The 24,674-nt window shown below is 60.1% G+C and carries 21 protein-coding genes (1 of these 21 running past the window's edge); 15 read left to right on the top strand and 6 right to left on the bottom strand.

What is annotated here, in order from left to right:
* Positions 1-161: 161 nt before the first annotated feature.
* From ACQ66J_RS12435 to ACQ66J_RS12415, 5 genes are all read left to right on the top strand, one after another.
* Positions 162-1,331 (top strand): hypothetical protein, encoded by a 1,170-nt coding sequence (locus tag ACQ66J_RS12435; RefSeq protein WP_430431878.1) that lies wholly within the window; start codon positions 162-164, stop codon positions 1,329-1,331.
* 66 nt (positions 1,332-1,397) lie between these two features.
* A complete protein-coding gene (locus tag ACQ66J_RS12430) occupies positions 1,398-3,455 on the top strand; it encodes a prolyl oligopeptidase family serine peptidase (protein WP_430431877.1) in 2,058 nt (685 codons plus the stop codon).
* Positions 3,455-4,087 (top strand): class I SAM-dependent DNA methyltransferase, encoded by a 633-nt coding sequence (locus ACQ66J_RS12425; protein WP_430431876.1) that lies wholly within the window; start codon positions 3,455-3,457, stop codon positions 4,085-4,087. The genes ACQ66J_RS12430 and ACQ66J_RS12425 overlap by 1 nt, the downstream gene beginning before the upstream one ends.
* 109 nt (positions 4,088-4,196) lie before the next feature.
* Complete coding sequence (locus ACQ66J_RS12420; RefSeq protein ID WP_430431875.1) at positions 4,197-5,171, top strand: LLM class oxidoreductase; 975 nt, start codon at positions 4,197-4,199, stop codon at positions 5,169-5,171.
* Positions 5,168-5,950 carry an SDR family NAD(P)-dependent oxidoreductase gene (locus ACQ66J_RS12415; RefSeq protein WP_430431874.1) on the top strand — a complete coding sequence of 261 codons (783 nt, stop codon included), beginning with the start codon at positions 5,168-5,170 and terminating at the stop codon, positions 5,948-5,950. Before ACQ66J_RS12420 ends, ACQ66J_RS12415 begins: the two co-directional genes overlap by 4 nt.
* Here ACQ66J_RS12415 and ACQ66J_RS12410 read toward each other — a convergent pair.
* Positions 5,941-6,570, bottom strand: coding sequence for a glutathione S-transferase family protein (locus ACQ66J_RS12410; RefSeq protein ID WP_375549414.1), 630 nt, complete (start codon positions 6,568-6,570; stop codon positions 5,941-5,943). The two genes, ACQ66J_RS12415 and ACQ66J_RS12410, sit on opposite strands and share 10 nt — an antisense overlap.
* A gap of 377 nt (positions 6,571-6,947) precedes the next feature.
* On the opposite strand from ACQ66J_RS12410, the gene ACQ66J_RS12405 reads away from it, so the two are divergent.
* Both ACQ66J_RS12405 and ACQ66J_RS12400 read left to right on the top strand, forming a co-directional pair.
* Positions 6,948-8,006, top strand: coding sequence for a hypothetical protein (locus ACQ66J_RS12405; RefSeq protein WP_430431873.1), 1,059 nt, complete (start codon positions 6,948-6,950; stop codon positions 8,004-8,006).
* 71 nt (positions 8,007-8,077) lie between these two features.
* A complete protein-coding gene (locus ACQ66J_RS12400) occupies positions 8,078-8,866 on the top strand; it encodes a hypothetical protein (RefSeq protein ID WP_430431872.1) in 789 nt (262 codons plus the stop codon).
* Between the two features lie 94 nt (positions 8,867-8,960).
* On the opposite strand, the gene ACQ66J_RS12395 is transcribed toward ACQ66J_RS12400, so the two are convergent.
* Positions 8,961-9,575 carry an FMN-dependent NADH-azoreductase gene (locus ACQ66J_RS12395; protein WP_430431871.1) on the bottom strand — a complete coding sequence of 205 codons (615 nt, stop codon included), beginning with the start codon at positions 9,573-9,575 and terminating at the stop codon, positions 8,961-8,963.
* Between the two features lie 111 nt (positions 9,576-9,686).
* On the bottom strand, positions 9,687-11,129 hold the full coding sequence (locus ACQ66J_RS12390) for a M20/M25/M40 family metallo-hydrolase (RefSeq protein ID WP_430431870.1): 1,443 nt from the start codon (positions 11,127-11,129) through the stop codon (positions 9,687-9,689).
* Between the two features lie 107 nt (positions 11,130-11,236).
* Between ACQ66J_RS12390 and ACQ66J_RS12385 the strand changes: the two genes are divergently transcribed.
* Entirely contained in the window at positions 11,237-12,175 is a 939-nt protein-coding gene (locus ACQ66J_RS12385) for an FkbM family methyltransferase (RefSeq protein ID WP_430431869.1), read from the top strand.
* A 33-nt stretch (positions 12,176-12,208) separates the two neighbouring features.
* On the top strand, positions 12,209-13,150 hold the full coding sequence (locus ACQ66J_RS12380) for a pirin family protein (RefSeq protein ID WP_430431868.1): 942 nt from the start codon (positions 12,209-12,211) through the stop codon (positions 13,148-13,150).
* A gap of 70 nt (positions 13,151-13,220) precedes the next feature.
* On the opposite strand, the gene ACQ66J_RS12375 is transcribed toward ACQ66J_RS12380, so the two are convergent.
* Positions 13,221-14,570 carry a DEAD/DEAH box helicase gene (locus ACQ66J_RS12375; RefSeq protein ID WP_430431867.1) on the bottom strand — a complete coding sequence of 450 codons (1,350 nt, stop codon included), beginning with the start codon at positions 14,568-14,570 and terminating at the stop codon, positions 13,221-13,223.
* A gap of 518 nt (positions 14,571-15,088) precedes the next feature.
* Here ACQ66J_RS12375 and ACQ66J_RS12370 point away from each other — a divergent pair.
* The 6 genes from ACQ66J_RS12370 to ACQ66J_RS12345 all read left to right on the top strand — a co-directional run bounded on the left by ACQ66J_RS12370 (position 15,089) and on the right by ACQ66J_RS12345 (position 21,071).
* Entirely contained in the window at positions 15,089-16,801 is a 1,713-nt protein-coding gene (locus ACQ66J_RS12370; RefSeq protein WP_430431866.1) for an FAD-dependent oxidoreductase, read from the top strand.
* Positions 16,802-17,081: 280 nt separating this feature from the next.
* A complete protein-coding gene (locus ACQ66J_RS12365; protein ID WP_430431865.1) occupies positions 17,082-18,281 on the top strand; it encodes a tyrosine-type recombinase/integrase in 1,200 nt (399 codons plus the stop codon).
* 1 nt (position 18,282) lies between these two features.
* Entirely contained in the window at positions 18,283-18,984 is a 702-nt protein-coding gene (locus ACQ66J_RS12360; protein ID WP_430431864.1) for a hypothetical protein, read from the top strand.
* Between the two features lie 127 nt (positions 18,985-19,111).
* Positions 19,112-19,339 carry a helix-turn-helix transcriptional regulator gene (locus ACQ66J_RS12355; protein ID WP_430431863.1) on the top strand — a complete coding sequence of 76 codons (228 nt, stop codon included), beginning with the start codon at positions 19,112-19,114 and terminating at the stop codon, positions 19,337-19,339.
* 176 nt (positions 19,340-19,515) lie between these two features.
* Positions 19,516-19,872 carry a DUF736 domain-containing protein gene (locus ACQ66J_RS12350; RefSeq protein WP_430431862.1) on the top strand — a complete coding sequence of 119 codons (357 nt, stop codon included), beginning with the start codon at positions 19,516-19,518 and terminating at the stop codon, positions 19,870-19,872.
* Between the two features lie 62 nt (positions 19,873-19,934).
* Positions 19,935-21,071, top strand: a complete 1,137-nt coding sequence (locus tag ACQ66J_RS12345; protein ID WP_430431861.1) for a hypothetical protein — start codon at positions 19,935-19,937, stop codon at positions 21,069-21,071.
* Positions 21,072-21,099: 28 nt separating this feature from the next.
* On the opposite strand, the gene ACQ66J_RS12340 is transcribed toward ACQ66J_RS12345, so the two are convergent.
* Both ACQ66J_RS12340 and ACQ66J_RS12335 read right to left on the bottom strand, forming a co-directional pair.
* Complete coding sequence (locus tag ACQ66J_RS12340) at positions 21,100-23,628, bottom strand: DEAD/DEAH box helicase (RefSeq protein ID WP_430431860.1); 2,529 nt, start codon at positions 23,626-23,628, stop codon at positions 21,100-21,102.
* Positions 23,625-24,674 carry the 3' portion of a site-specific DNA-methyltransferase gene (locus tag ACQ66J_RS12335; RefSeq protein WP_430431859.1) on the bottom strand. 834 nt of this gene lie beyond the right edge of the window, so only the last 1,050 of its 1,884 coding nucleotides appear in the window; the start codon falls outside the window, past its right edge; the stop codon is at positions 23,625-23,627. Before ACQ66J_RS12335 ends, ACQ66J_RS12340 begins: the two co-directional genes overlap by 4 nt.

Here is a 24,674-nt window from a genome sequence, read left to right as displayed (position 1 = left end):
GAAAAAGACCTTTTTGTTTGAATAATTTATTACCGGTGCGGCGCAGCAACAGATTGCAGCATCTTGCCAGCGTCTCGTGCGCACCCCCGCGGCTGAATTCAGTTACGCTCTGACAACGCCTTCAGGGTTAAGATCAGTCTGGATCAACGAAAGGCCCGAGCGTGAACGACGACGTGATGACCCAGCTCAAGCGCCATTTGGCGAGCGCTGAGCAGATTGACGTAAGCCGCTACCAGTTCGTGAACATGGACCGGGTGCGCGATGCTGCGGGCGATCGTTGGCCGGAATGGCGCGAGCGGGTTTTCATCGCCTCTCGCTCCATCATCGACAAGCGCGTGGCCGAAGACGACCTGATCATTCAATGCGCCAGCGGCTATCTGGTCATCTTCAAGGCTCTGTCTGGACCACAGGCGCAAAAGCTGACCAACAAGATCCGCCATGAGATGGAGGAATTCTTCCTTGGCGAATCGTTCATCAACCAGCTCAAGGTTGAAGCCAAAAGCGAACAGCTGAGCGTTGAGGAATTCGCCGCCACGATGGCGTCCGCCGAGATTGATGAACCCCGCCCATCTAAAACCGTCCAGACCGAGCCCAACCAGAACAAGGCCTTCTCCCTGTTTTACCAACCGGTCTGGGACAAGAAGCGCGAAGCGGTCGCCAGTTACTTCGTGCGCGCCGTGAATGCAGACGTGGACTCCCCATATCAGGCGCGAAACACCGACCTGATGCTGACCGATCTCAAGCCGGACGCACGTCTGGCTGTCGACATTGCGGTGCTTGGCGATGCTGCAGAAGCGCTCGAAGACCTGGTTCGAACGGGCACCCGCTGCGCCTTGATCGTGCCGGCGGGCTATACCTCTCTGAGCAATCCGCGCACCCGTTCGCAATATGTCATGGCGCTGGCCGACCTGCCGAGCGAATTGCGCCAGCTTGTCTGGGTCCAGATCAAGGACGCCCCTGCGGACCCGCCCTCAACCGTGCTGGATGAAACCTTGCGAATTCTGCGCTCGCAGAGTGCGAAACTCTATGTGCATGTGCGCACGGACTGGCCGTACTGGAGTCGGTTCGAGAATCTAGGCGTGGACGCCATCGGCGCAGACCTGCCCGAACGCCTGACCGAGAATGACCGTCTGGACATCGAGCGCTTGCTCGCCAGCGCAAAACGAGGCGGCAGCTCGGTTTATTTCAACCAGGTCGAGAGTTGGGAGACGTTTCGCGCGGCGACCCGGACTGGAGCGCAACTGTTCGCAGGACGCGCCGTCGGGCAATTGCCCCATCCGGCAGCGCCCTTCCGGCTCACACGCGCGCGACTGCTCAACTCGGCTCGATAACCACCCCCTTGCCCTTAAGCAGTTCAGGGCCTTACGGTGCCAGATCAGAGATTTGGAGCGTCCATGATGAACCGTCTACTCCTTGCTTCGCTGGCCTGCGCGCTGGCGACCCCCAGCGCTTTCGCGTCGACACAAGCTTCTGGCGGGCCGTTGCAAGCCGCCGACATTTTCAGTCTGGAAATGGCGAGTGATCCGCAAATCAGCCCGAATGGACAATTTGTCGTCTATCAGCGCCGCTCCAACGACATCATGACCGACCGGACGCGGTCCGCGCTGTGGATTGCGCCCTATGACGGCGGCTCGAACCGTCCGTTGATCACTGGCGCTGGCGATTACTCCTCGCCGCGTTGGTCACCGAACTCAAACCAGCTTGTCTATATCGCCAATGAGGACGGGCAGAGCCTGCTCAAGAGCGTGTGGGTGGATAGCGGGCGCAGCGCCACCCTCGCCCATTTGCCGGGCGGCGCGGGCAATCTCAGCTGGTCGCCGGACGGACGCTGGATCGCCTTCACAATGTTCATGAGCGCGCCTGAGCCGCAGGTTGATATTGGCATGCCGGCTCAACCACGCGGCGCCGAATGGGCGGATCCGGCGCTAGTGGATGAAACCACACGCTATGAGTTTGACGGCGCAGGCGAGCTGCCCTCCGGTTTCACGCAAATTTTCGTCGCCCCGGCAGACGGCGGCGCTCCGCGACAACTGACTCAAGTGAGCGACGGATCCATTTCAGGCGTCAGCTGGGGTCCGGACTCCCAAGCGCTGTATTACTCGCTCGGCGGACGGCAAGCGGATGGCTTTGATTTCCGCGAAGCCGACATTTACGCCATTACGCTCGATGCGTCCGATCCGGTTCAGATCACCGATTATCCGGGTGGAGAATCCAGCCCGCGCATCTCACCGGACGGTGAGACTTTGGCCTATCTCTCAACCCCACGCGTTGAGACCTCGCACGCAGATACGGATCTGAAAGTCGTCTCGCTCAATGGCGGCGAGCCGCGCGAGCTATTGTCTGACCTTGATCGCGGGATTGACCAGGCCGAATGGGATGAACGCGGACGCGGCCTATGGGTCCGCTTTGATGATCGCGGCCATACGATACTGGGTTATGCCGGGCTCAATGGTGGTCTTGATCGCGTCCGTGACGATCTGGGCGGCACGACTTTTGGGCGGCCTTATACCTCGGGTGTCTTCACCGTGTCTGACAATGACCGCTGGGCGGCGACGCTCGCCAGCGCCACGGACCTCGCCAATGTAGGCGTCGGCACACGGCGGGGACTTGCGAACCGACTGACAGATGTGAACGCGGATGTGCTGGGCTTGCGGGATCTGGCCGAAGTGGAGCGTTTCACCTGGGACAGCTCCGCCGACGGTCAGGAAATCGAAGGCTGGATCGCCTATCCGCCCGGCTTTGATCCCAGCCAGACCTATCCGATGATCCTTGAGATCCATGGCGGCCCGCACACCGCCTATGGCCCGCAATTCTCAGGCGAGGTCCAGCTTTATGCAGCGGCGGGCTATGTGGTGCTCTACACCAATCCGCGCGGCTCGACCTCTTATGGCGAAACCTTCGCCAATGAGATCGACAAGGCCTATCCCGGCCAGGACGTCGATGACCTTCTGTCAGGCATTGATGCGCTGGTCGCGCGTGGCTTCGTGGATGAAGAGCGCCTGTTCGTCACCGGCGGTTCAGGCGGCGGCGTCCTGACCGCCCAGCTGATCGGGGTGAGCGATCGCTTCGCTGCAGCCGCCGTGGGCAAGCCGGTGATCAACTGGACCAGCTTCACCCTCGCCGCGGATATCGGCCCGAGCATCTATCGCTACTGGTTCGGCGTAACGCCCTGGGACGCGCCGGAAGAGTACTGGCGCCGCAGTCCGCTGTCGCTGGTGGGCAATGTGGAGACGCCCTCGCTGGTGTTTGTGGGCGGTGAAGACCGCCGTACGCCCGTGTTCGAGGCCGAGCAGTATTACAACGCGCTTCAAATCCGCGGCATCGACAGCCGCCTGGTGCGCATCCCCGGCGCCTATCACGGCATCGCGGACAGCCGCCCCTCGCGCCTGTTGCAAAAAGCCGGGCATGTGCTCGCCTGGTTCGAGCAATACGACCCGGCGAACGCCGAAGACTGATGACAGATCGCGATACAGAGGCGGAGGCGCGCGGCGCCTCCGCCATCGCGGACATTTACGAGCGCCACGCCGAACGGTTTGATGCCCGACGGCGGCAGTCAACACCATTTCTGGAAGCGGGCTGGATGGCCCGCTTTCTTGCATCTGCAAAGCCGGGCGGGCGCATTCTCGACCTGGGCTGCGGGTCGGGTTTTCCCATCGCCGCTCACCTCATCGATCAGGGTTTTGCGGTCGAAGGCGTGGATATCGCGTCCGCCATGATCGAGCTCTGTCAAAAGGCCTGGCCCGACCAGACCTGGCGTGTCGGCGACATGCGCGACATTGAGCTCTCCGGCCCCTATGACGGCGCCCTCGCCTGGCATTCAAGCTTTCACCTGCCCGCAAACGATCAGGCGCGCCTGATCCAGCGCGTCAGCCCAAAGCTAGCGCCAGGCGCGCCCTTCATGTTCACCAGCGGGGATGGAGACGGCGTCGCCTGGGGCGATATGTTCGGCGATCCGTTGTTCCACGCCAGCCTCTCCCCCGAACGCTTTGAACGCGTACTCGAGGATGCCGGGCTGGAAGTCATCGACCGCCGCTTCTGGGATGACACATGCGGCGGCGCCAACGTTTGGCTGACGCGCAAGCTCTGATTATCCTCACTTTCGGGATTCTGAAGCCCGACCTCACCCGTTTTTTCAGCAACTTAATCCGACTAACTCTTGGTGTCGTCACTCCAGACGCGACAAGGGCGGATACATTGTGCCTCAGATCGCCTTTCCCAGCTTGAACCGGGGCTATAACGCCAGCTTCAAAGCGGGCCGGATGAGCATAGGCTTGGTGGCGCCCCTTGAGCGCTATCACCAGAGCGCCATTCCGGACATGAGCCGCCATGTCGAGCGGGCGAAACTGGCCGAGGCCTTAGGGTTTTCAGCGCTCTGGATTCGGGACGTGCCGTTCAACGTCCCGGATTTCGGCGATGTGGGGCAGATCTATGACCCGTTCGTCTATCTGGGTTTTCTCTCCGCCCACACGCAGACCATCACCCTGGGCGTGGCCAGCATCATCCTTCCCCTGCGTCACCCGGCCCATGTGGCGAAGGCCGCCGCCAGCGCCGATCAGTTGTCAGGCGGACGTTTGGTCCTGGGGGTGGCGTCTGGCGACAGGCCCGACGAATATCCGGCGCTAAACATGACGCATGACGACCGGGGCGCACGCTTCGCGTCCGCCTACGTCTATATCCGCGACATGGCGGCCTCTTTTCCGGCCTTTCAAAGTCCGCATGGCCGCAGCGAGGGCGAGATCGACATGCTGCCCAAACCCAGCGCGGGCCGCCTGCCGCTTCTGATCACGGGAGCGAGCCAGCAAAACGCGGACTGGTTGGCGCAGCATGGCGATGGCTGGATCACCTATCCGCGTCCCCCTCATATCCAGGCTCGGCTGATCGCCCAGCGCAATCAGAGGATTGAAGCGTCAGGCGGCGCCCCTAGCCCGGTCATGCAATCACTTTACATCGACCTGCTCGATGAATTCGATGCGCCGCCTCAGCCTATTCATCTCGGCTTCCGGTCCGGCGCCGCCGCGCTGATTGATCATCTGACCGCGCTGGAAAACGCCGGCGTCAATCATGTCGCGCTCAACTTGCGTTTCAATCAGGCGGATATCGACGACACGATGCACCGATTGTCTGAACACATTCTTCCTGTCTTCCATGCCTCAAAGAGAGCCGCCTCATGACCGCAAAAACCATTCTCATCACAGGGGCCACAGACGGCCTTGGCCTGGAAACCGCCAAGCGCCTGGCTGCGGAGGGACATCACGTCATCATCCATGGGCGCAACGCTACGAAGTTAGCGGCAGCCAGGGAGAGCTTGGACAGCTCTCTGACATTCCAGGCGGACTTATCCGATATGGATCAGGTCCGCGATCTCGCCGAGCGTGTGCTCGCCGATACGCCGCGTCTGGATGTTCTGATCAATAACGCCGGCGTTTATCGCACGCCCGACCCCATCCGCTCAGATGGTCAGGATGTGCGCTTTGTAGTCAATACGCTCGCGCCCTATCTTTTGGGCCGCCTTCTGAAATCGCATATGGCTCCAAGGGGACGGGTCGTCAATTTATCCTCCGCCGCACAAGCGAGCGTGGATCTGGAAGCGCTCGCCGGCGAACGCGCGCTGGACGATATGGCGGCCTATGCCCAGAGCAAGCTGGCGCTGACCATGTGGTCCGTGGAGCTGGGCTTGAGTGAGACGTCGCCCATCCAGATCGCCGTCAATCCTGGCTCGCTTCTGGCGACAAAAATGGTCAAGGAAGGTTTTGGCGTTGCAGGCTCTGACATCGGGATCGGCGCGGACATCCTGATCCGCGCCGCCCTTTCAGAAGAATTCGCCGATGCGTCCGGTCGTTACTACGACAATGACGCAAGGCGCTTCGCGCACCCCCATCCCGATGCGATGATTCCCGAGACGCGGCGCTCAGTGTTCGAACTCGTTCAAAAACTGACTGGTCACACCTGAGCGCTGGGTCTCGCCTGGCAGGCGTCTCGCCATTGAGCCAGCGCTTCAAGCTCCTCGCCCGGAACCATCTTCACCCAGGCTGCGAACTCCACAAAGACGAAGGCGGTGATGTCAGCGAAGCTGAAGGAATCCCCCGCCAGCCAAGGCGTTTGAGCCAGTCGTGCATCCAGCGTTTTGAAAAACCGCTGGCCGCGCATCATGCCGCGTTCAGCTAGCTGAGCGATTTGCGGCACGGGGTCCGGCCCGGGCAAGGCGCGATCCTTCATGGATTTGGAGGTGTTTCGCAGCACCTCCATCACACTGACCAGACCTTCAAACTCGGCCCGGAACACCCATTCAGCCACCCGCGCCTGCTCGATCGGGCTGACGCCCAGCAGCGGCGGGTCAGGATAGAGCGCTTCGAGATAGCGCACGATTGACGCGTTCTCGCACAGGCTCTCCCCCTCATCTGTCACCAGCACCGGCACGGTGCAGCCGGGATTGAGCGCTGTGAAGTCTGGGCTGAATTGCGCACCGGATCGCAGGTCGACTTCCACGGTCTCCACTTCAATACGCTTTTCAGCGATGACCATACGCGCCCGGCGCGGGCTGGGCGCGGTGGCGCAATCATAAAATTTCATGGACGATCCTCCCGGTTTTCTGGCGTTGCTCGGCGAACGCTTGCGGCTGAGTATCGGCCACGCTCAAGCGCGCTTCAATCTGCGCCCCCAGCGCCAGGGACGCTGTTTGGTCAAAGAAAGCCCCCAAAGCGCGATCAGGACACCGTTTTATGGATGTTCAGCTCCGGTTCAGCCGCAAGGTTGTTCATCTATGTTAACGGCGCTGATACGCCAATCCCGCCTGCGGAGAGGAATGGAGTGAAGCGTGTCCTATAAATGGACACATTTCGTCGCTTTTCCGCCTAGTTTTATTTGATTTCGCCCAACTTAAGCTCGATTGTCAGGACATGGTTAACTCTTGGGCGCTGTGAACAGACTTACTCAAAAGGGGCCGGACCATGCACGAACAATCCCTGCGCGATACGATTGAGACCCAAGATCGGCCAATCACGAACAACCTGCTCGGCTTCAACCGGGGACGGTCAGAGGATTCCGACGAGGTCATGGATACTGAAATTGATCGCAAGACCCATCAGATCGTTGATCGACTGACGGATGCGTATTACCGCGCCTCGGCCTGTTTCGACGCCTATCTGCATTTTCGTCAGACCCGAGGCCGGATGTTTGAGGAAGCGCTGCCGCGCGAGAAATGGATCAATCGCTCTGCGACCTATCCTGAAAGCCACATCATGCACTTCTCCATCCTGGCCGGGATGGTGCTCGTCGAAGGGCTGATCAACGCCTATTTCTTCTCCAAAAGCTCGGATCTTGGCCTGCTCGGCGGTTGGATCCAGGCCATCACCGTGGCCTTCACCAATGTCATCACCGCCTTTTTCCTTATCGGGTTTCTGGGTTTGCGATTGTTGCAAAACCCTGACCGCCCCTTCTCCTTCGCCGCCGCGATCATCGGCACGCCCCTGGCATTGGGCTTCGTGGTCTTTCTCAACTACACCGCCGCGCTTTACCGCGACCTGCTGGAAGTCAACGCCGCCACTCTGGCGCTCGGTGATCTGGCCGAACCAAGCGGAGCGATCCTGGCGCCCGTGAGTTCCGCCATGGCGGGAACCGGCATCCAGACGCTGGAAGGGCTTTTGCTGTTTGGACTGGGCATCACTTTCGCCGCCATCGCCGCCTTCAAGGGCGCAACGTTTGACGACCGCCTGATCGGCTATGGCACCGCCCAGCGCCGGGCGATCAATGCGGCGGCGCATTTGTCCGGCGTGCTCAAGCAATTGCCGCACACCCACCGCGAAAACACGGAAAGCGCCGTCGAGATCGAGGAAAGCCTGAGCGGTCCGACACGGCGTGAAGCGATCGCGCTCAAGCGCAAGATCGACAAGTTTTTCGCCGCCGACAATTCACGCTCGATCCAGCTTTACGAACAGGCGGCGGACACCGATCTCACCGATCCGGTCGAGACGAGCGGGTCAGACAAACCGCCCTTTCCCGGCCGATAACGTCTAGCCATAGGCGGGCGGGCGCCCCATGATGCTCGTCGCTATCGGCTGGCAGAGGGGGCGTCAGACATATGCGCGGCAAGGATATTCTGGGCATCATCAATATTCTGATCGTGATCGGCGTGCTCGGCGCGATCAGCTACGCCGCGCTGGTGCTGCAACCGCCTGAATATGATCCCAATACGCTGTGCCTGAGCGGCGAGCAGCCCGCCCATATGGCGCTGGTGATCGACAAGACTGATCTCTATTCCCCCGAACAGGCCGCCCGTATCGAACAACTCGCGCTCGACAGCCGCGACCGGCTGGAGATCGGTGAGCGTCTGTCTCTGTACGAGCTGGATGCGCGCGGCGAGCTGATCAACACCAATGGTTTCTCGCTGTGCAATCCTGGCCGCGGCGACCAGATCAATCCGCTCTATCGTAATCCGGCCCGGGTCGAGGCGCGTTACCAGGCCTTGTTTGAAGGCCCGCTGCAAAGCGCCCTGGCCGATCTTGTCGAGCCCAAGGAAAGCCCGGCGAGCCCGATTATCGAGGCGCTGGCTGATCTGGCGCTGGAAGAGGGGTTTGCTCCCAACACCCCGCGCCGCACAGTCATCCTCGTGTCCGACATGCTGCAGAATTCACGCCTGTTCAGCGTCTATGGCCGCGCCCGCAGCGATCTGGCGAACCGCCTGCCGCCGCCGGGCCGCGTGGCGGCCCTGATCGAAGATGAATATGGCGATGTGCTTGCCGGCGTCCGGATCGAGATTTACCTGATCGAACGCCGGGGCTGGAGCGCAGAACAACGCGATCTGCTGCAGGCGTACTGGTCGGAGGTGTTTCGCCAGCTCGGCGTGAGGGAGGAGTGGCGGACGCTCTGAACGTCCGCCAACCTGCCACAACTCAGACTTGCCCTGATCTCATTGCGTTTCTCAGCCTTCAAGACCTTGTCGTGCGAGCACGAGACAAGCGTCTTTATTCAGCCGCTTGCGCAGGCTGAACGTCCGCTGTGCGCGCCATCGCGCGGATCGCCTCGCGATCGGATTCCTCACGAAAATCCCAGCGCGAGCCGTCAATGACGCGAATATCGGTGATGCCGACAAAGTTCAGCACCTGACGCAGATAAGGCGTCGCGAAATCCACGCCAGACTCCAGCGGCACCCCGCCCGACGCAACCACGATCCAGGCCGTTTTGCCAGTCAACAATCCTTCAGGCCCCGTTTCGGAATAGCGGAAGGTTTCTCGCGCCCGGGCGATCTGGTCGATCCAGGCCTTCAGGCTGGCAGGGATAGAAAAATTGTAGATCGGCATGCCGATGACGATCTGGTCGGCGGCCTTGAGCTCGGCCACCAAAGCGTCAGACCCTTTGAGACTGTCGCGCTGTGCCTGGCTGCGCTCAGCCGGATCGGTGAAATTGGCGCCGACCCAGTCCGCGTCCACTTGAGGGACCGGCTGTTCGGCAAGGTCCCGCACGGCGACCGTGCCAGCTTCACCAGCCAAGGCTTGGGAAAGCAGCTGCGACAGTTCGCGGCTGACGGAGCCCTCGAGACGGGCGCTGGAATTGACCTGAAGAATAGTGGGCGCAGACATAATCACCTCCATCATGTGTTGCGGCGGCGCCGCTTGATGTGAAGTGATATGCCTACGCCCCGATCCTGCGAGTAGCCCGGCTTCTGGAAGCTCATTGCTTCCAGAACGGAATTACTCGCTCGCTTCCGCTTGCGGCGCCTGCGGCCGGAAATCAGTCTCGCTGTTGGCCAGCAGCCAAACCATCATGGTCCAGGCGGCGACGTTCTGCGCCATTTCCTCGGGCACGATCTTGTCGAACGTGTCGTTGGGGGTGTGGTGGAACTCGAAATAATCCTCACCGTTCTGCTCCAGCCGCACCATGGGCACGCCCATATATTGCAGTGGGATCATGTCAGGGCCGCCGCCGCCCGAATTATCCCCGCGCACCAGGCCCAGGCTCTGCAGTTCGCGGTGAATGGCGTCGATCTCCGGCAAGGCGTGCTCGCCTACATTCGACCGCAGGCGCCAGACTTCACGGGCGCCGAAATCTGATTCTGACCCGATGATGTGATCTCCCACCGTTCCGTCTTCCATGCGGGCGTTGGCGTAAGCGCGTGCGCCCACCAGACCCACTTCCTCGGCGCCGAACAGCACCACACGGATGGTGCGGCGCGGACGATGGCCGCTATCGGCGATCAGGCGCGCAGCGGCGGTGACAATGCCGACGCCCGCGCCGTCATCAAGAGCGCCCGTCGCGGTGTCCCAGCTATCGAGATGCGCGCCAATGATGACGATCTCGTCGGGCGCTTCAGACCCTGTGATCTCGGCGATGACATTCCCGCTCATCACCTCGCCCCGCCAGCCGGCATAGGTGCGCATAGTGATCGAGACTGTTTCGCCCATATCGTGCAGGCGCTCGAGCTGGTCCGCATCCGGCGCCGAAACCGCGAGAGCCGGAATGTCGGGGCGGCGCCCGTCGGGGAAGCTCATCATGCCAGTATGCGCAAAACGGTTTGTGCTGGTGCCCACAGAGCGGATCAGCACGCCCAGCGCGCCGCGATCCTCGGCCAGCACCCAGGCGTCCCGACGCTTGCGATTGGCCCAGCCATAACCCTCGCCGGTGCGGCTCGCGACCATACGGTCATTGACGAAGACCAGCTTGCCCTCGAGCGCGTCTTCATCCGCATCCGACGCCAATAGCGCGTCATAGCTGTCAAAGAAGACGACTTCCGCTTCCAACCCGCCTTCGGGCGTCGCGCCGGCGCCGCCCAGTGAGATGGCGTAGAGTTCCTGCGGATAAGGTGCGGTGATCGCCACTTCTTCGTAGACGGAATGCCCGCGCGTCCACAGATCAAGCTCGAACGGCTCGACGCGGACGTTTTCAAACGCGAGCTCTTCAAGCATCTCCACCGCCCAATCCCGCGCCCGCGCTTCTTGCGGCGTGCCCGCCAGACGGGGGCCGACTTCGGTGGTCAGCGACTCTGTAATTTCATAAGCCAGGTCACTGTCGAGCGCGGCCTGTCCCAGAGCCTGGGCGATCTCACGATTGTCTTGACTCAGATCAAACGACTCGGTCTGGGCGTGCGCCAGACCGGCCATGGAAACCAGGGCGGCGACCGCAAAGGTGCGCAGCATGATGACTCTCCTCCTCAGATTTGCAGAGACCATAAAGGCGCCCTGCAAAACTGGAAACCTGATCTCGTGGTATGCGGTCACGCCCAATTGCGTTTATAAGTCGTCGCATGACCGAGACGACATCAAACTCCGATCAGCTTGCACCTGAGACCGATGAAACGCTGGCCATTCCGCCCGCTCCACCTGAGCTGAAGCGGGCGCAAGGCGGGGCTGTGTCTCACGAACCGCCAGCCCCGGGGTATGGCGCGTACGCCCCCGGCCTTGTCAGCAAGGTCGGCCTCGCCATCGGACGGGCCTTGCCCGCTTCACGCGTCGGCTTGCGTCTGGCCGGCGCCGCGCGCCCTCTGGCGCTCAGCGGCATGAAAGCCGGCCTGGCGGATGTTCAAGCGCTGGGGCTGAAGCTGCGGCTGCACCCCACCGACAATCTGTCGGAAAAACGTCTGTTCATGACGCCGCAATGCTTTGACCCTGCTGAACTCGAGGCGCTGCGCGGCGTGATGGGCCCAGGCAAGGCGTTTATGGATATCGGCGCCAATGCGGGCGCCTATGCGTTGGTGGCGGCTTTGGCGGGCGGCGATAAATCGCGCGTGATCGCGGTCGAGCCCCAACGCGAGATGCGCCGCAGATTGAGCTTCAACGCGCGCCAAAACGCCCTCGGCCAGATCGAGATGGCGGGCGTCGCGCTCGCTGACTATGAGGGCGAAGAGGTCATGCGCATGATCTCGGGCAATCATGGCCAGGCCCGTCTGGGCGGTTCGGAAGGCGAAGCGGTGCGCGTCACCACGCTGCTGACCTTGATGGACGAGCTCAAACTCATCAAGGCTCACGCCATGAAGGTGGATGTTGAGGGCGGGGAAGCCGCCATCCTGTCGCACTTCTTCGCCAAGGCCCCCAAGACACGCTGGCCGGACTTGCTGATCCTGGAGCGCGCCGACATGGCCGATGGCCGCACGACGCCAGACGCCGCCGCCCTGGCGCTGAGCAAGGGCTATCGCATCCGCCAGAGCACCCGTATGAATGTTATTCTCGACCGGGACGCGCGCTAACACTCCCCTCTCTTTCAGCCCAGAGGACGCCCGATGAGCCAGCTTGAACGTATTCTTGAAGGCAAAACCAAGGATCTGGGCGGGTTTTCCGTCGCGCGCATCCTGCCTATGGCGCAGCGTCGCCATGTGGGGCCGTTCGTCTTTTATGACCAGATGGGCCCGGCGCAGTTCAAGCCCGGCGAAGGCATCAATGTGCGCCCCCACCCGCATATCGGGCTGGCGACGGTCACCTATCTTTTTGACGGCGAGATGGATCATCGCGATTGTCTGGGCGTGCATCAGACCATCTATCCCGGCGACGTGAACTGGATGACCGCCGGCAAGGGAGTCACCCATTCTGAACGCACCGGCGACAACGCCCGCGCCAGCGGTCAGTTCATGCATGGCATTCAGGTCTGGGTCGCCTTGCCCGAAGACTGCCAGGAAATCGAGCCTGAGTTTCATCACCATGGCGCGGCTGATCTGCCCGATTTCGAGGTCGGCGACGCGCACTTCCGCCTGATCCTGGGCAGCGCCTATGGCCACACCTCACCGGTGAAGGTCTACTCCCCCATCGTCTACGCCCATATCGAGGCGAAAGCGGGCGCAAGGTTTGACCTGCCCCAAGGCCATGAAGAGCTGGCGTTACATGTGGTTTCTGGTCGCGTTGAAACTGCGGGCGAGCCTCTCTCCGGAGGCCATATGGCGATCTTCACGCCCGGCCAGACCCAGGCGAGCGTCACTGCGACCGAAGACTCCCGCCTGATGCTGCTCGGCGGCCAGCCCCTGGGGCCGCGCCATATGGAGTGGAATTTCGTCTCCACCAGCAAAGAGCGGATCGAGCAGGCGAAAGCTGACTGGCGCGCCTCCATCGCCGCTGGCTTCAAGGACACGCCCTTCCGCATGCCGGTCGAGGAACACGAATACATCCCCCTGCCCGGCGATCCCGAACCCGGCGAACCGCCCGCCTGCACGGAAGAAAACCCGACAAGCTGAGGCGCAGCCAAAACGCAAAACGGGCGCGGTTTGGATGAACCGCGCCCGTTCTAATGGAATGATGTCCGCCCTATTCGGCGGCTGTGGCGCTCGGGCCGCGGCGCTGACCACCGCTGCCTCGGCGATTGCGCTGAGGCTTGCCGCTGCGTGCGCCGTCTCCGCCCTGACGCGGCTTGCCGGAAGCTCCACCCCGCTTTTGCCCGGACGGCGCGCCCTCACCCTGGCCTTGGCCCTGACCGCGGCGACCGCCGCGGCGTCGGCTCTTGGACTTGGCGGCCTCGCCCTTCGGCATGGGCGGCGCGTCATTGAGACCGGCGATGGCGACGCCCATGGTTTTTTCGATATCTTTGAGCATCACGCGCTCGTCCGGGGCGCACAAGGCGACGGCCCGGCCGGTGGCGCCGGCGCGCGCGGTGCGGCCGATACGGTGGACATAGTTCTCGGCCACATTAGGCAGCTCGTAATTGACCACCAGATCAACGCCGTCCACGTCAATGCCGCGCGCCGCGATATCGGTCGCGACCAGCACCGGGGATTCGCCCGATTTGAACGCGTCGAGCGCACGCGTGCGCTGGTTCTGGCTCTTATCGCCGTGAATGGCGTTGGCCTTGTGGCCGTATTTCACCAAGCGCTTCGCCACCCGGTCTGCGCCATGCTTGGTGCGGGTGAAGATGATCGCGCGCTTGCCCGCTTCAGGAACCATCAAATCGATCAGCGCTTCGGGCTTATCCGCAGCTTCGGTGTAAAGCACTTTCTGGTCGATCCGCTCCACCGGTTTGGACGGCGGGGTCACCGCCACGGTTTCCGGATTGGACAGGAAATCATCCGCCAGCTGACGGATGGCCGGCACCATGGTGGCGGAGAACATCAGCGTCTGACGCTCTTTTCCGACCAGGCGCAGCAGTTTACGGATTGCGGGGATGAAGCCGAGATCCAGCATCTGATCCGCCTCGTCCAGCACCACGAAACTGGTCAGGTCCAGACGCGCCTTGCGCTCGCCCAGATGGTCGAGCAAACGGCCCGGCGTCGCCACCAGAATATCGACGCCGCGCGCCAGCACCCGGATTTGCGGGCCCGCTTTGACGCCGCCAAAGATCACGGCGCTCGTCAGCTTGGTGTGCGCGGTATAGGCGCGGACTTGCTCTTCGATTTGTGCAGCCAGTTCACGCGTCGGCGCCAGGATCAGAGCGCGACAGGACCGGCCCGGCGCCTGTTTGTTGTCCGCCAGCAATTGATGGATCAGCGGCAGCACGAAGGCGGCGGTTTTACCGGTGCCCGTTTGCGCCAGGCCGATCAGGTCGCGGCCGGCGAGCACCTGGGGAATGGCGCGCGCCTGGATGGGGGTGGGCGTTTCATAGCCCTGTTCGGCGATCGCCGAGAGAATGGAGTCGTTCAGACCAAGATCTGTAAATCGGGTCAAGGATAACCTCTTAGCAGCGCTCACGGACGATCTCCGGGCGCTATTTCGTTCAAAAATATAGACAACTGGATCGTTCAGCCGCCGTTCTGGGACGAATATCGCCCCCGCCCGGACCTCATCACGGGAGTGTTCTCACTCCGGCTGATCCGTCGCCGCGCAACCAGCCTCGTGCTGGGCGCGTGCTTCGCGTGCCGCCTCTGTGCGCTTAAATGACCAAGAACGCAAGTGATCATTCTGAAAGCAGGGCGCGTCACGCGCTGGCGTCGCCTGTTCAATATCCGGCGCTGGATTGCGGCTACGCGTCTAGGCTGTTCGCATGAGCGCGCTTGAGCGCCTGCGCCTGCGCGAGCACATACGCAAGGCCTCTGGTCGCTTGAGAGCTTAGGCAGACAAGCACCCAATGGCGGGACACCTTCATTTCACAACTCAGCAAGTCAGCCGATTTGCGCGCCCCAATCATCATCACTTGACGACCGCACCCGAATGCCGAGGCTGAGACCTCGAGCTTGGAGTACGCTATGATCCGTCGCCCCGCAGATATTAACTACACCTTTAATAATGAAGAGTTGGCTGCGGTGAGCGCTTACGGAACGGTTCGCCGCCACGACGCCGGTGAAGTTCTGGTTGAGCCAGGGCAGTCACGAGCGGATTGCCTGGTCACTCTGTCAGGGGAAACCCATATCTTCATTGAGGGCGCGGATGGCCCCCAACGGCTTGGATTTATGGAGCGCGGCCAGTTTATCGGCGATTTGGGGACGTTGACCGGTCAAACGGCGCTTGCGCGCACCGTGATGGGGGTCGCAGGCGAAGTTCTGCATATTCCCTTTGAGAAGCTGCAGAAGCTTCTGGTGGAGCAATCCGCCTTGTCAGACATTTTCGTCAACACCTTCTCCGCTCGCCGGGCCTTCGCCCGGCAGCGCGAACTGGGCGCGATCGTCATCATTGGCGCCCCCTATGACCGGCGCGTTTTTTCCATTCGCGACTTTCTCACCCGTCATAACCTGCCCCATACTTGGTTGGATCCCGACACGGCCCCCCTCGCCGCCCAGCTGATGACCGCAAAAGGTCTGAGCGGCAGCGATCTTCCCGCCGTTTTATTGGGGGTTGATCCGGTCTTGCGCAAACCGGGCGTTGATGAAATCGCGGCGCGACTGGGATTGGACCTGCTGCCGGACGGCGCCAGCGCCGATGTCATAGTCGTCGGCGCCGGACCTGCCGGTCTCGCCGCATCCGTTTACGCCGCGTCGGAAGGACTGACTGTCTTGACACTGGATTCCGAAGGCCCGGGCGGGCAGGCGGGGACCTCTTCCAAGATTGAAAATTATCTGGGATTTCCCATGGGCTTGTCAGGTCGTGAACTGGCCGATCGGGCTGCCTTGCAAGCCCAGAAGTTCGGCGTACGAATGGCTGCGCCGGTACGCGCGTCGAGCCTAGAGCGTCTCGAAGACGGCGCTTACTGCCTTCATGTGAAAGATGGCCGAAGCCTGAAAGCCAAGGCCGTGGTGGTCGCCACAGGCGCGCAGTATCGCCGCTTGCCTATTGAGGGTCTCGAGTCGTTTGAAGGACGCGGTGTTTACTACGGCGCCTCTCCTCTGGAAGCCCAACTGTGCACAGGGTCGCAAGCCACCATCGTCGGAGCAGGCAATTCAGCCGGTCAGGGGGCCGTTTTCCTGGCCAAATCCGCCCAGGACGTACACGTGCTGTACCGGCGCAAGGATATACGCGACACCATGTCTGAGTATCTCGTGCGACGACTGGAAGAAACGCCCAACATCCATTTGCATCCGCAAACCTCTATTGAGGCGATGCACGGCGCAGAGGGGGCCGGTCCGGACAATCAGCGCCTGACCGCCCTCACCTTGAAGAATCCCGACGGCACAACCAAGCTGGAAACCCCTTTCGTATTTCTCTTTATCGGCGCCGCTCCCTTCACGGACTGGCTGCCCAAAGACCTGGCGCGAGATCAGAAAGGTTTTGTCAGGACCGGAGCGCAGCTTGAAACGCTGGACCTCGTTCGGGCCGGCTGGCGGGAAGACCGGCTCCCCTCGCCGTTTGAAACCAACCTGCCCAGAATCTATGCGGTCGGCGATGTCCGCTCCGGCTCCGTGAAGCGCGTAGCCAGTTCTGTGGGTGAAGGGTCCGTGGTCGTGTCAGACATCCACAAAGCCATCAGCGAGCTCGTGAATCAAGGTGAGTCGGACAACGGAGTGCAGACCTCATCAACCGCCTGAACTCGCTACGGCCTACAGATACGAAAAAGCCCCGGCCAAATGGCGCGGGGCTTTTTAATTTTGGGTGCGGGGGTAGGATTTGAACCTACGACCTTCAGGTTATGAGAGACAGTCCAGCCATTTCCCGCGTCGTACCGCGTTGACGCCATAGCGCCAAAAGTCAACTATTTTCAACAAATTGCCTTGACCCGAACGACTCCCGTCGTCACCAATGATACCCGCTGAAACGCTGTACGCTGCTTCCTATATGCTTCCAAATTTTTTGGGCGGGAAAATCACCATGTCGAAGATCACGAAACGTTCCGTCGAGGCATTGCCCCCAAAAGACACTGATTATTTCGTCTGGGACGCACTCATTCCGGGCTTCGGCGTGCGCGTCTCTCCCAAGGGCCGAAAGACCTATACCGTCCAATATCGGTCCGGCGGACGCACCAAACGGGTAAGCCTGGGCGTTCATGGCGGCGTGACCGCCGAGCAGGCCCGCGACCTCGCCCGGCAAACCCTGGGACAAGTGGCCAGCGGCGGAGATCCGTCAGGCGACCGGCGGCGAGAGCGGCGCGCGCCGGATATGGCCGCGCTCTGTGACCGCTTCTTAGACGAATATGTTCCGGTTCATCTGAAGCCTTCAACGCAGCGCGAATATCACCGCTGCTGTGAGATCTTCATCAAGCCCAAGCTGGGCGCGATGAAGGTCCAAGACATCAAACGCCCGGACATCGCAGCGCTTCATCATGGATTGCGGGACAAACCCTACCAGGCCAACCGTGTGTTGGGCGTGCTTTCAAAGCTCTTCAATCTCGCTGAGGTTTGGGGCTTGCGAGAGGACGGTACCAATCCGACCCGCCATGTTCAAAAGTACAAAGAGCACAAGCGCGAACGGTATCTCGACCCTGACGAGATCGAGCGCCTTTTCGCCGTGCTTGATGAATGTGTGGCGAACGGAGAAGAGACGCTTCATGTCGCAGCGGCTTTTAAGCTCCTGCTTCTGACTGGATGTCGACTTAGCGAAATCCAAAAGGCGAAATGGTCTTGGGTGCGCGGGAATGTGCTTGTCCTGCCTGACGCCAAAACCGGGCCGCGCCGTGTGCTGCTGAGCCGGAGCGCCGTGGAGCTTTTAAGCCCCCTGCCCCGCTTGCCGGATAACCCGCACATCATCATCGGACATATCGAAGGCCAGCACGTCACGGACCTTCAAAAGCCCTGGCGGCGTATCCGCAAACTCGCAGGCATAGAAGACGTGCGCATCCACGACTTGCGCCACACCTACGCCTCGATAGCCGCCGCAGCCGGTCACTCCCTGCCCATCATCGGTAAACTTCTAGGCCACACCCAGGCGCAAACCACCGCGCGATACGCCCACCTCGCAGAAGCCGTGACGCGCAACGCAGCGGATGATGTGGACGATATGATTGGTGGTTTTGTAGGTGCTGCGTCTCCAAGCGGAGCCAAAGTCATCCCTCTAAATCGCGAGGCCGAATAAAATGGGGCTGACCGACGAAGAAGCGGCAGAACTCGCTAGCGCCTATGGGATATGCGACCCCGCTGACTTGAAAGAGACGTTTAAAAACTGGCTATGGGCCTATCAATATGGGCAACGGAGAGACGACAGCATTAGCCCAACTGGCGTCCGAAACGAGCTGCAGAAAATCGCGAAAAGCGCGGCGAAACTGGAAGGCGAACTCGCTAACGTCTCAGGCAAAACCGTTCGATCTTTAGCGAGTGTCTCGCCAAGTTTTCTTGAGGACCCCGACTTATCTGATGACCTAGCACGTCTAAATCAGGCGGGCTTAATCGGGACGGTCGCGCCTACACCCATGATCGAGGCGGACATCAGAGCCATGTTCGCAGCCATACGCTTCATAGCTCGTCATGCTGATGCAAGCGCCGCGGGCATCGATACCGTCATGCAGAACGACGGCAGGAAAACACCCCCAAGAGGCTATGCCAGCAAACCCGCGCTCTACACGCTGGTTGGCAACATTAAGACCTATTGGGAGGCCAATGTCGGCCCCTACACCCGTAACTTTGACGATTATGACGATGACAGCGGCAAGCCCGCTCAAATACCCCACAACCCCGCTTCGAAGTTCACGGTCGCGTGCGTTCAACGCATCAACCCAGAAATCCAGACAGCCAGCATCGCCAAAGCCATGCAAGAGCGGATTGCTCATGCCAAAAGTTAGTGAACATCGCTGAGAAATTTTCTCCCAAGTTTTAGTGCTTTTCCTCTCAGTGAGTTTTTGCCGCTCCAACGTCAGTCTGTACGTGTCAGGCGCACTTCGCGCCAAACATTGAACGCGGAGACTCGATATGAGCACGAACCAAGGCCCCGATCCCAATCGGCTGCTGTCTGAAGACCAAGCCGCCAAGCGGCTCTCAATTTCCCCCCGCACTTTGCGGAACTGGCGCACCCGTGGCGGTGGACCGAAGTTCATCAAAGTGTCTGGCCGGTGCATCCGGTATCGCATCAAAGACCTGGACGAATGGACCGACCGGCGCACCCGCCGCTCGACGTCTGACCTGGGCATTTTCCGCTAACGAGTTTTTGCCCCGGCGGGGCTGACCCCACCGTCGGGGATTTTTGGAGAGCACCGCTCCCGAAAAGGGGCTGGGCCTTGGCTCAGCCCCACTCGGGAAACTGTGTCTGCTCTCCAAAAACAAAAGGGGTCTCAGCGCGAAGCGCGCATTCAAACCAAACCCAAAAGGAAAGAGAAGTGGCTAACATAGGCACCCTGAAACCCGCCGGCCCGAATGACTTCTGGTCCGACCTACGCGGCGACATCCGCACCTTGAACTTCAAGGCTAGTGTGATGATCACCGCAACCCCCAACCCGTCAGCCAACCCGGACGCCCCGACGCATCGCGTCCAGGTGCGCGATGCGGACGGCGATATGATGGAAGTGGGAAGCGGCTGGAAGCGTGAAATCACGCGCGGCCCGAACATGGGCGACAGCTTCCTCTCCGTCACCCTGGACGATCCCAGCTTCCCCCACCCGCTGAATTTCGCCGTCTTTCGCGATGGCGAAGTGGCGAACGCGACCTGGCGTCGCCGTCAGGAACAATCTGCATAAGACGGAAGTCTGTGAGGGGGTCTCTGTAACACCCCCTCACAGAAATACATGAGAGGGACGCCATGACCGAACCCATCTTGCTTCATCAAGGTTTCGACAATCTGGACATGGCCTATCGTGTCCAGCTTCCCGCCGATCTGCGCAACAAGCTCGCCGCAGCGAAGGCGTCCGCCATTGAAGAGCGCCGGGCTGTGCCGCTGACCTATGCCGGGCGCACCTTCTTGGTGGAAGGACACGGCGGCAAGGGCGGCTATCTCTATTCAGTGGATACCGGCGTGATAGGCGCGGTCTGGTGGTTCAAGGAACCCAACGACAATCGAGACCCCTGGGGCGCGCGCGTTTCATCCCGCGCCCTGCCCCTGGCCACAAAAGGGATTGAAGCGGTCAAAGCCGAACACGATCAATTCCTGATCGATTTAGGAATGCCATTTACGGAAATAGATCGCCGCATTTCCCGATTAGATTACGCAATTGATTTCTATTTCCCGGATTTTGAAATCAATCCAGCTCATTTCGTTTGCCATTCGCGAAAAGCAAAAACAATCGACGGCATTTATTCCGCTAATAGCCGCGGTGATCGCATAACAGGCATTCGCATTGGAACAATGCCGAATGCTCAAATTGCAATTTACGACAAACGCCGCGAGGTGATCGACAAAAAGAAATTCTATTGGTGGGAAATATGGAAAGGGAATGCTGAACAAGCGGAAATTCAATTAACAAGCAAAACCCCTATTTGGCGTTTTGAGCTTCGCGCGGGAAAAAGCTTTCTCGACAAAACCTATTTGCGGAAAACCTGGGAAGCCATCGCGGCCAATCCTTCACTGGTATTCGAAAAGATCGCAACGCAAACGCGCCTTACAATTCCGCATGCTGACACCAACCGCGCACGCTGGCCTTCGGCTCCCATCTGGTCAGAGTGTCAGACACACCTGTCGCAGATCGCCCTACCGCGCTTTGTCAAAATCGACACAGAGGCAATCAAGGCCGCCCTATGGGCTGAATATCTCCAAACTCTATCCGCGCAAAATGCGGGCCTAATTATCTCGCAAATGGCCGCATACGGTTTGGAAAGAAATGACGTTCCAGCCATGCTTTCCCAGCTCGGCCTCGACGTCGAAGACATTCTCGAAAATGATCAAGACGGGATGCTTCTGGCAAAAAGGCGAGCGGGTATGGACGCACGCTATGGCCGTTAAAAGGTCGCCTTAAAAAACGAACACACATCTATCCGAGGTATACAAGTTCTTTCACGTCAAAGCGGTCATTTGGGACAATCTTGTGCAAACCTTCTGCGTATCGTGCGCGTATCCAGGTGCCATCAGAACGATAGGTCCAGAATACATTGCGGTATTCGCGGTGTTGGACCCGGATTTTTTCGACATTCCGGTCTGATTGCAGCCGTCCTGTCTCACCGTCATCCTTGATTTCAATAAGAGCAATCGCGTCAGGGGTTGTGCGACCGCTGACACCCACAACAAAGTCCGGGAAGAAACGATGCCCTGAGGGCAGCATCAGGCGCGTAGCCCATCTTGTGTTTTCGACGTTGCGTAGCCACCATTTGACGGTCCCTGTCTGGTCGGCATCCAGGAACGAGGCAAAGTCTCTTTCTTCTTTATTCATTTCCTGCGGGAAAACGCCATAAGCTGATTTCTCGGCCTGACTTAACCCTTCCGGCCCAAAATACTGTTCTGGAACCGGCTCATTGGCATCTGTCAGAACATTGCGCGCTTGCGCCGTCTTGATCGCTTCTTTCAGCTTGTCCGGTTCCTTCATCCCGGCAAGATCGATAGCGCGGCGCAAGTCGCGTTCGTCAGCTTCAATACCTCTTTCGTAGACGATCTTTTGAAGTTCCTCGACAAGCGCTCGTTTTAGCGCGCGAGGATCGATGGCGTCGTTGAAGTTGAAAGCAAGTTGCGCTTTCTCAGCTACCCGTGCGTTTGAAAGCCGCAAGCGCAGGTCCACCGTTTCCCGCACTTCCGCAGCGAAAAGGTCGCGCAAGTCAAGATGGGCGTTTGTAAGCTTTCGTTGCAACAAACCCGTCACATCGGAAGAACGACAAAACTCACGGGCAATGTCTTGCACCAGATCGTTCAGCTTCATCGGGTCGGGCGGTAGCTCGCGGAGCAGCGCCTTTGGCACGCCCAGGTCTTTCCGCAAAGGATAGGAACGGCTGCTCGGCTTGCTAGATTTTATATTGGTCGCGGGCTTTTCGCGTTCTGGTAGGTCACCGAAAAGCGGCGTATCGCTCATATGCTGTAGGGTCTCCCCTAAAACAATGGCGCGATCCTGATCCGCAACTGGACGGCCTTGAACGTCAGAGGCAACGAGGCCTTGCTCAATCAAATGCGTCAGGCGCATTTGCCGGTCAGCCTGATCTTCAGGAGGTCTAGGGGTAAAGGCCGGGACACGAGCCTCGGATACGCCGGGCAGCTTGTCCGCGTTTCCAAACTCATACACATCAAGGCTATCCGTTATAAGTTCGATGCTTTCACGCACCGCTTTCAACTCGTCTACCGCCGCTTGAAGGCCCATCTGCATATCCGGGTCCGTAAGCAGTACATAGCCGCTGTCCAGGAGGGCGTCTTGCCCGTGAATAGGACGCACGGATGGATGCACGCGCATGATGCGACCCACAATCTGCATACCGAAATCGCGGCCCCGGTTCGGGCGCACAGAGACCAGCGTCCATGCGCGAGGTGCATCAAATCCAGTGGCAACCGCGACCTTGAAGATCAAAACATGAATGTCAGGGTCATAGGCCAGCGAGTGAAAATCCGGGTCAGGTTGACCGGATGTGTGCGTGGCAATAGCGGCGTCATCAACGCCGATCTCCACCAGCTTATCCCGCACCCGCTTCACTGGGTCTTCCGCACCCTTGGCTTGATCTTCCACCTGAACCAGCATTAGGGGCGACACCGCCAACCCGTGTTCTTTGAGCCGCTCGCGCACCCGGCAATGCTGCGTCCACCCGGCCTGTAAGGTCGCCTGTTCGTGGTCGATTAGGTCACGGTCGCCTTCGCGAAAGCGGATCACGCCCAGCTTGAGGCCCACCTTGTTCAATCCGGCTTCGACAACCTCGGCGCGGGGCACGACATAACGGCTGGCGACTTCGATACCCGCCTTCTGTTCAAAGGCGTCCAGCTTCTCATCGCTTGGCGTAGCAGTGGCGAGGATCGTGAAATCGGGCTGAATATGGTCAAGGTAGAACCCCGCAGCGACCTTGGCGGACGCTCCAAAGTTCAAATGCGCCTCGTCGATCACCACGCCGACGAAGAAACCGGCGTCCCGCCATGACGCGATCAAATCATCGAAAGACAATGCCGTCTCAGACGTCCGGCGGACCTTGCGGGCGTCCTTATTGCTAGCGGCGACGGTCGCCCATGTCTGGATGAACACATCGCCGTCGCGCGTACCGTTGGGTTCTCGGTCCGTGGCCACGTCGCGGACGCGCAGACCGCCGCATTGCGACACCAGAGCTTCGCGCGTTTGCGTTACCAGCCCTGAGTAGGGTGCGAACCAAAGCCACACCACAGGGCGGCTCAACGCGCCGCGCAGCCCTTCTAGCACCCGGCCCAGCACAAGCGTCTTACCAGAACCCGTCGGGCTTTGCAGGAGCGTCACGCCACTTTTCAGCGCTATCGTCTGTCGGTGCGCCGGGTCGCGATCGTGCAACTCTGCTACTTGGCGGATCACGCCCGACAAGGCGTCCGCCGCGCGGGTCTGATAGGCGGCCAGGGACAGACGTTCACTCATTGCTGGAACCGCTTTACGAGTGTGTGACGGACGGAACGAATATCCACATGGGTGCCGTCGAGATGCTGCGCGATTTGGCCAGGTGCCCACGCATAGACGAACAGGTTCTGTCTGTCCCGGCCTTTCAACCAATCGAGCAAAGCAGGGTCGAAGCGATCCACCAAAGCGACCGAGGTGGTCTCGCCTTGGTGCAGGTTCCATGAAGCATCAGGGTCATACGGGGTCAGCGGCAGGTCGTGCATTGCCTCCAGCGCAGCCCAGGCATCTGCGGGTTTCAGGTCATAATCGAGGTCTTCAAAGGCAATCTCATGGGTCCGCAGATAGGCAAAGCCTGCGGTGAGGTCCTTATACTTGCCGTCTTCGCTGGCATTCAGGCGTCGTATTCGTTCCGCTGTCACGTCACGGCAGATGTTCTTGTGGGGCTCGTCTTCTGTCGCCTCGGTAGAGGACACCATGATAAAGCGGCGATTGCCGCCGTCTTCGGCATTGAGTTCCATGACTGCCTGGGCAGCTGTGGCTGAGCCTGCGAAGAAGTCGAGAACTATGTCGTCCGGGCCGGTGGACTGACGTACCATTTCTCGGATCAATGAAACCGGCTTCGCATAGGTAAAAGCTTTTGAGCCGAAAATATCTTGTATTTCGGTCGTACCTTCTTGATTGGTCCCGCTGACCAGATGCGCGTTCAAGTCTGCGTCATCACCACTTGGTAATGTGGAGGTTTCCGCAAGCGGTGTAATCCACGAGGATACAGGCTGCGTGCTATTTTTGAGTTCTCGCTTGTAGCGCACCCACTGGGGAATGCCGTAGCCAATCCGTTTTCCAACCCAAAACTCTAGATGTGGCATTTCGTGCCAGATTTTTCTTGTCTTACGCGCCATTGGGACGTCGGCATTATCGATAGCTGTACAAAGGTCCTCCAACGTGTCGAAAACCTGAACACGTTGCTCCTTTGGAAAGACGATGCGCCCTTGCTTTATCCATCGCCCTATTTGGTCTTTGGCGGGCACTTTGCCCTTAGTTGCGTCATCGGGAGGGAATACTGGCAT

It is taken from the genome of Oceanicaulis sp., assembly GCF_965284345.1.
GTDB lineage: Bacteria > Pseudomonadota > Alphaproteobacteria > Caulobacterales > Maricaulaceae > Oceanicaulis > Oceanicaulis alexandrii_A.
This window is presented reverse-complemented; position numbering and strand designations above follow the sequence as displayed.

Coding starts and splice junctions, on each gene's coding strand:
- ACQ66J_RS12430 (WP_430431877.1), top strand. CDS start 1,398: ATGAACCGTCTACTCCTTGCTTCGCTGGCCTGCGCGCTGGCGACCCCC.
- ACQ66J_RS12425 (WP_430431876.1), top strand. CDS start 3,455: ATGACAGATCGCGATACAGAGGCGGAGGCGCGCGGCGCCTCCGCCATC.
- ACQ66J_RS12415 (WP_430431874.1), top strand. CDS start 5,168: ATGACCGCAAAAACCATTCTCATCACAGGGGCCACAGACGGCCTTGGC.
- ACQ66J_RS12410 (WP_375549414.1), bottom strand. CDS start 6,570: ATGAAATTTTATGATTGCGCCACCGCGCCCAGCCCGCGCCGGGCGCGT.
- ACQ66J_RS12405 (WP_430431873.1), top strand. CDS start 6,948: ATGCACGAACAATCCCTGCGCGATACGATTGAGACCCAAGATCGGCCA.
- ACQ66J_RS12400 (WP_430431872.1), top strand. CDS start 8,078: ATGCGCGGCAAGGATATTCTGGGCATCATCAATATTCTGATCGTGATC.
- ACQ66J_RS12395 (WP_430431871.1), bottom strand. CDS start 9,575: ATGTCTGCGCCCACTATTCTTCAGGTCAATTCCAGCGCCCGTCTCGAG.
- ACQ66J_RS12390 (WP_430431870.1), bottom strand. CDS start 11,129: ATGCTGCGCACCTTTGCGGTCGCCGCCCTGGTTTCCATGGCCGGTCTG.
- ACQ66J_RS12385 (WP_430431869.1), top strand. CDS start 11,237: ATGACCGAGACGACATCAAACTCCGATCAGCTTGCACCTGAGACCGAT.
- ACQ66J_RS12380 (WP_430431868.1), top strand. CDS start 12,209: ATGAGCCAGCTTGAACGTATTCTTGAAGGCAAAACCAAGGATCTGGGC.
- ACQ66J_RS12370 (WP_430431866.1), top strand. CDS start 15,089: ATGATCCGTCGCCCCGCAGATATTAACTACACCTTTAATAATGAAGAG.
- ACQ66J_RS12365 (WP_430431865.1), top strand. CDS start 17,082: ATGTCGAAGATCACGAAACGTTCCGTCGAGGCATTGCCCCCAAAAGAC.
- ACQ66J_RS12360 (WP_430431864.1), top strand. CDS start 18,283: ATGGGGCTGACCGACGAAGAAGCGGCAGAACTCGCTAGCGCCTATGGG.
- ACQ66J_RS12355 (WP_430431863.1), top strand. CDS start 19,112: ATGAGCACGAACCAAGGCCCCGATCCCAATCGGCTGCTGTCTGAAGAC.
- ACQ66J_RS12345 (WP_430431861.1), top strand. CDS start 19,935: ATGACCGAACCCATCTTGCTTCATCAAGGTTTCGACAATCTGGACATG.
- ACQ66J_RS12340 (WP_430431860.1), bottom strand. CDS start 23,628: ATGAGTGAACGTCTGTCCCTGGCCGCCTATCAGACCCGCGCGGCGGAC.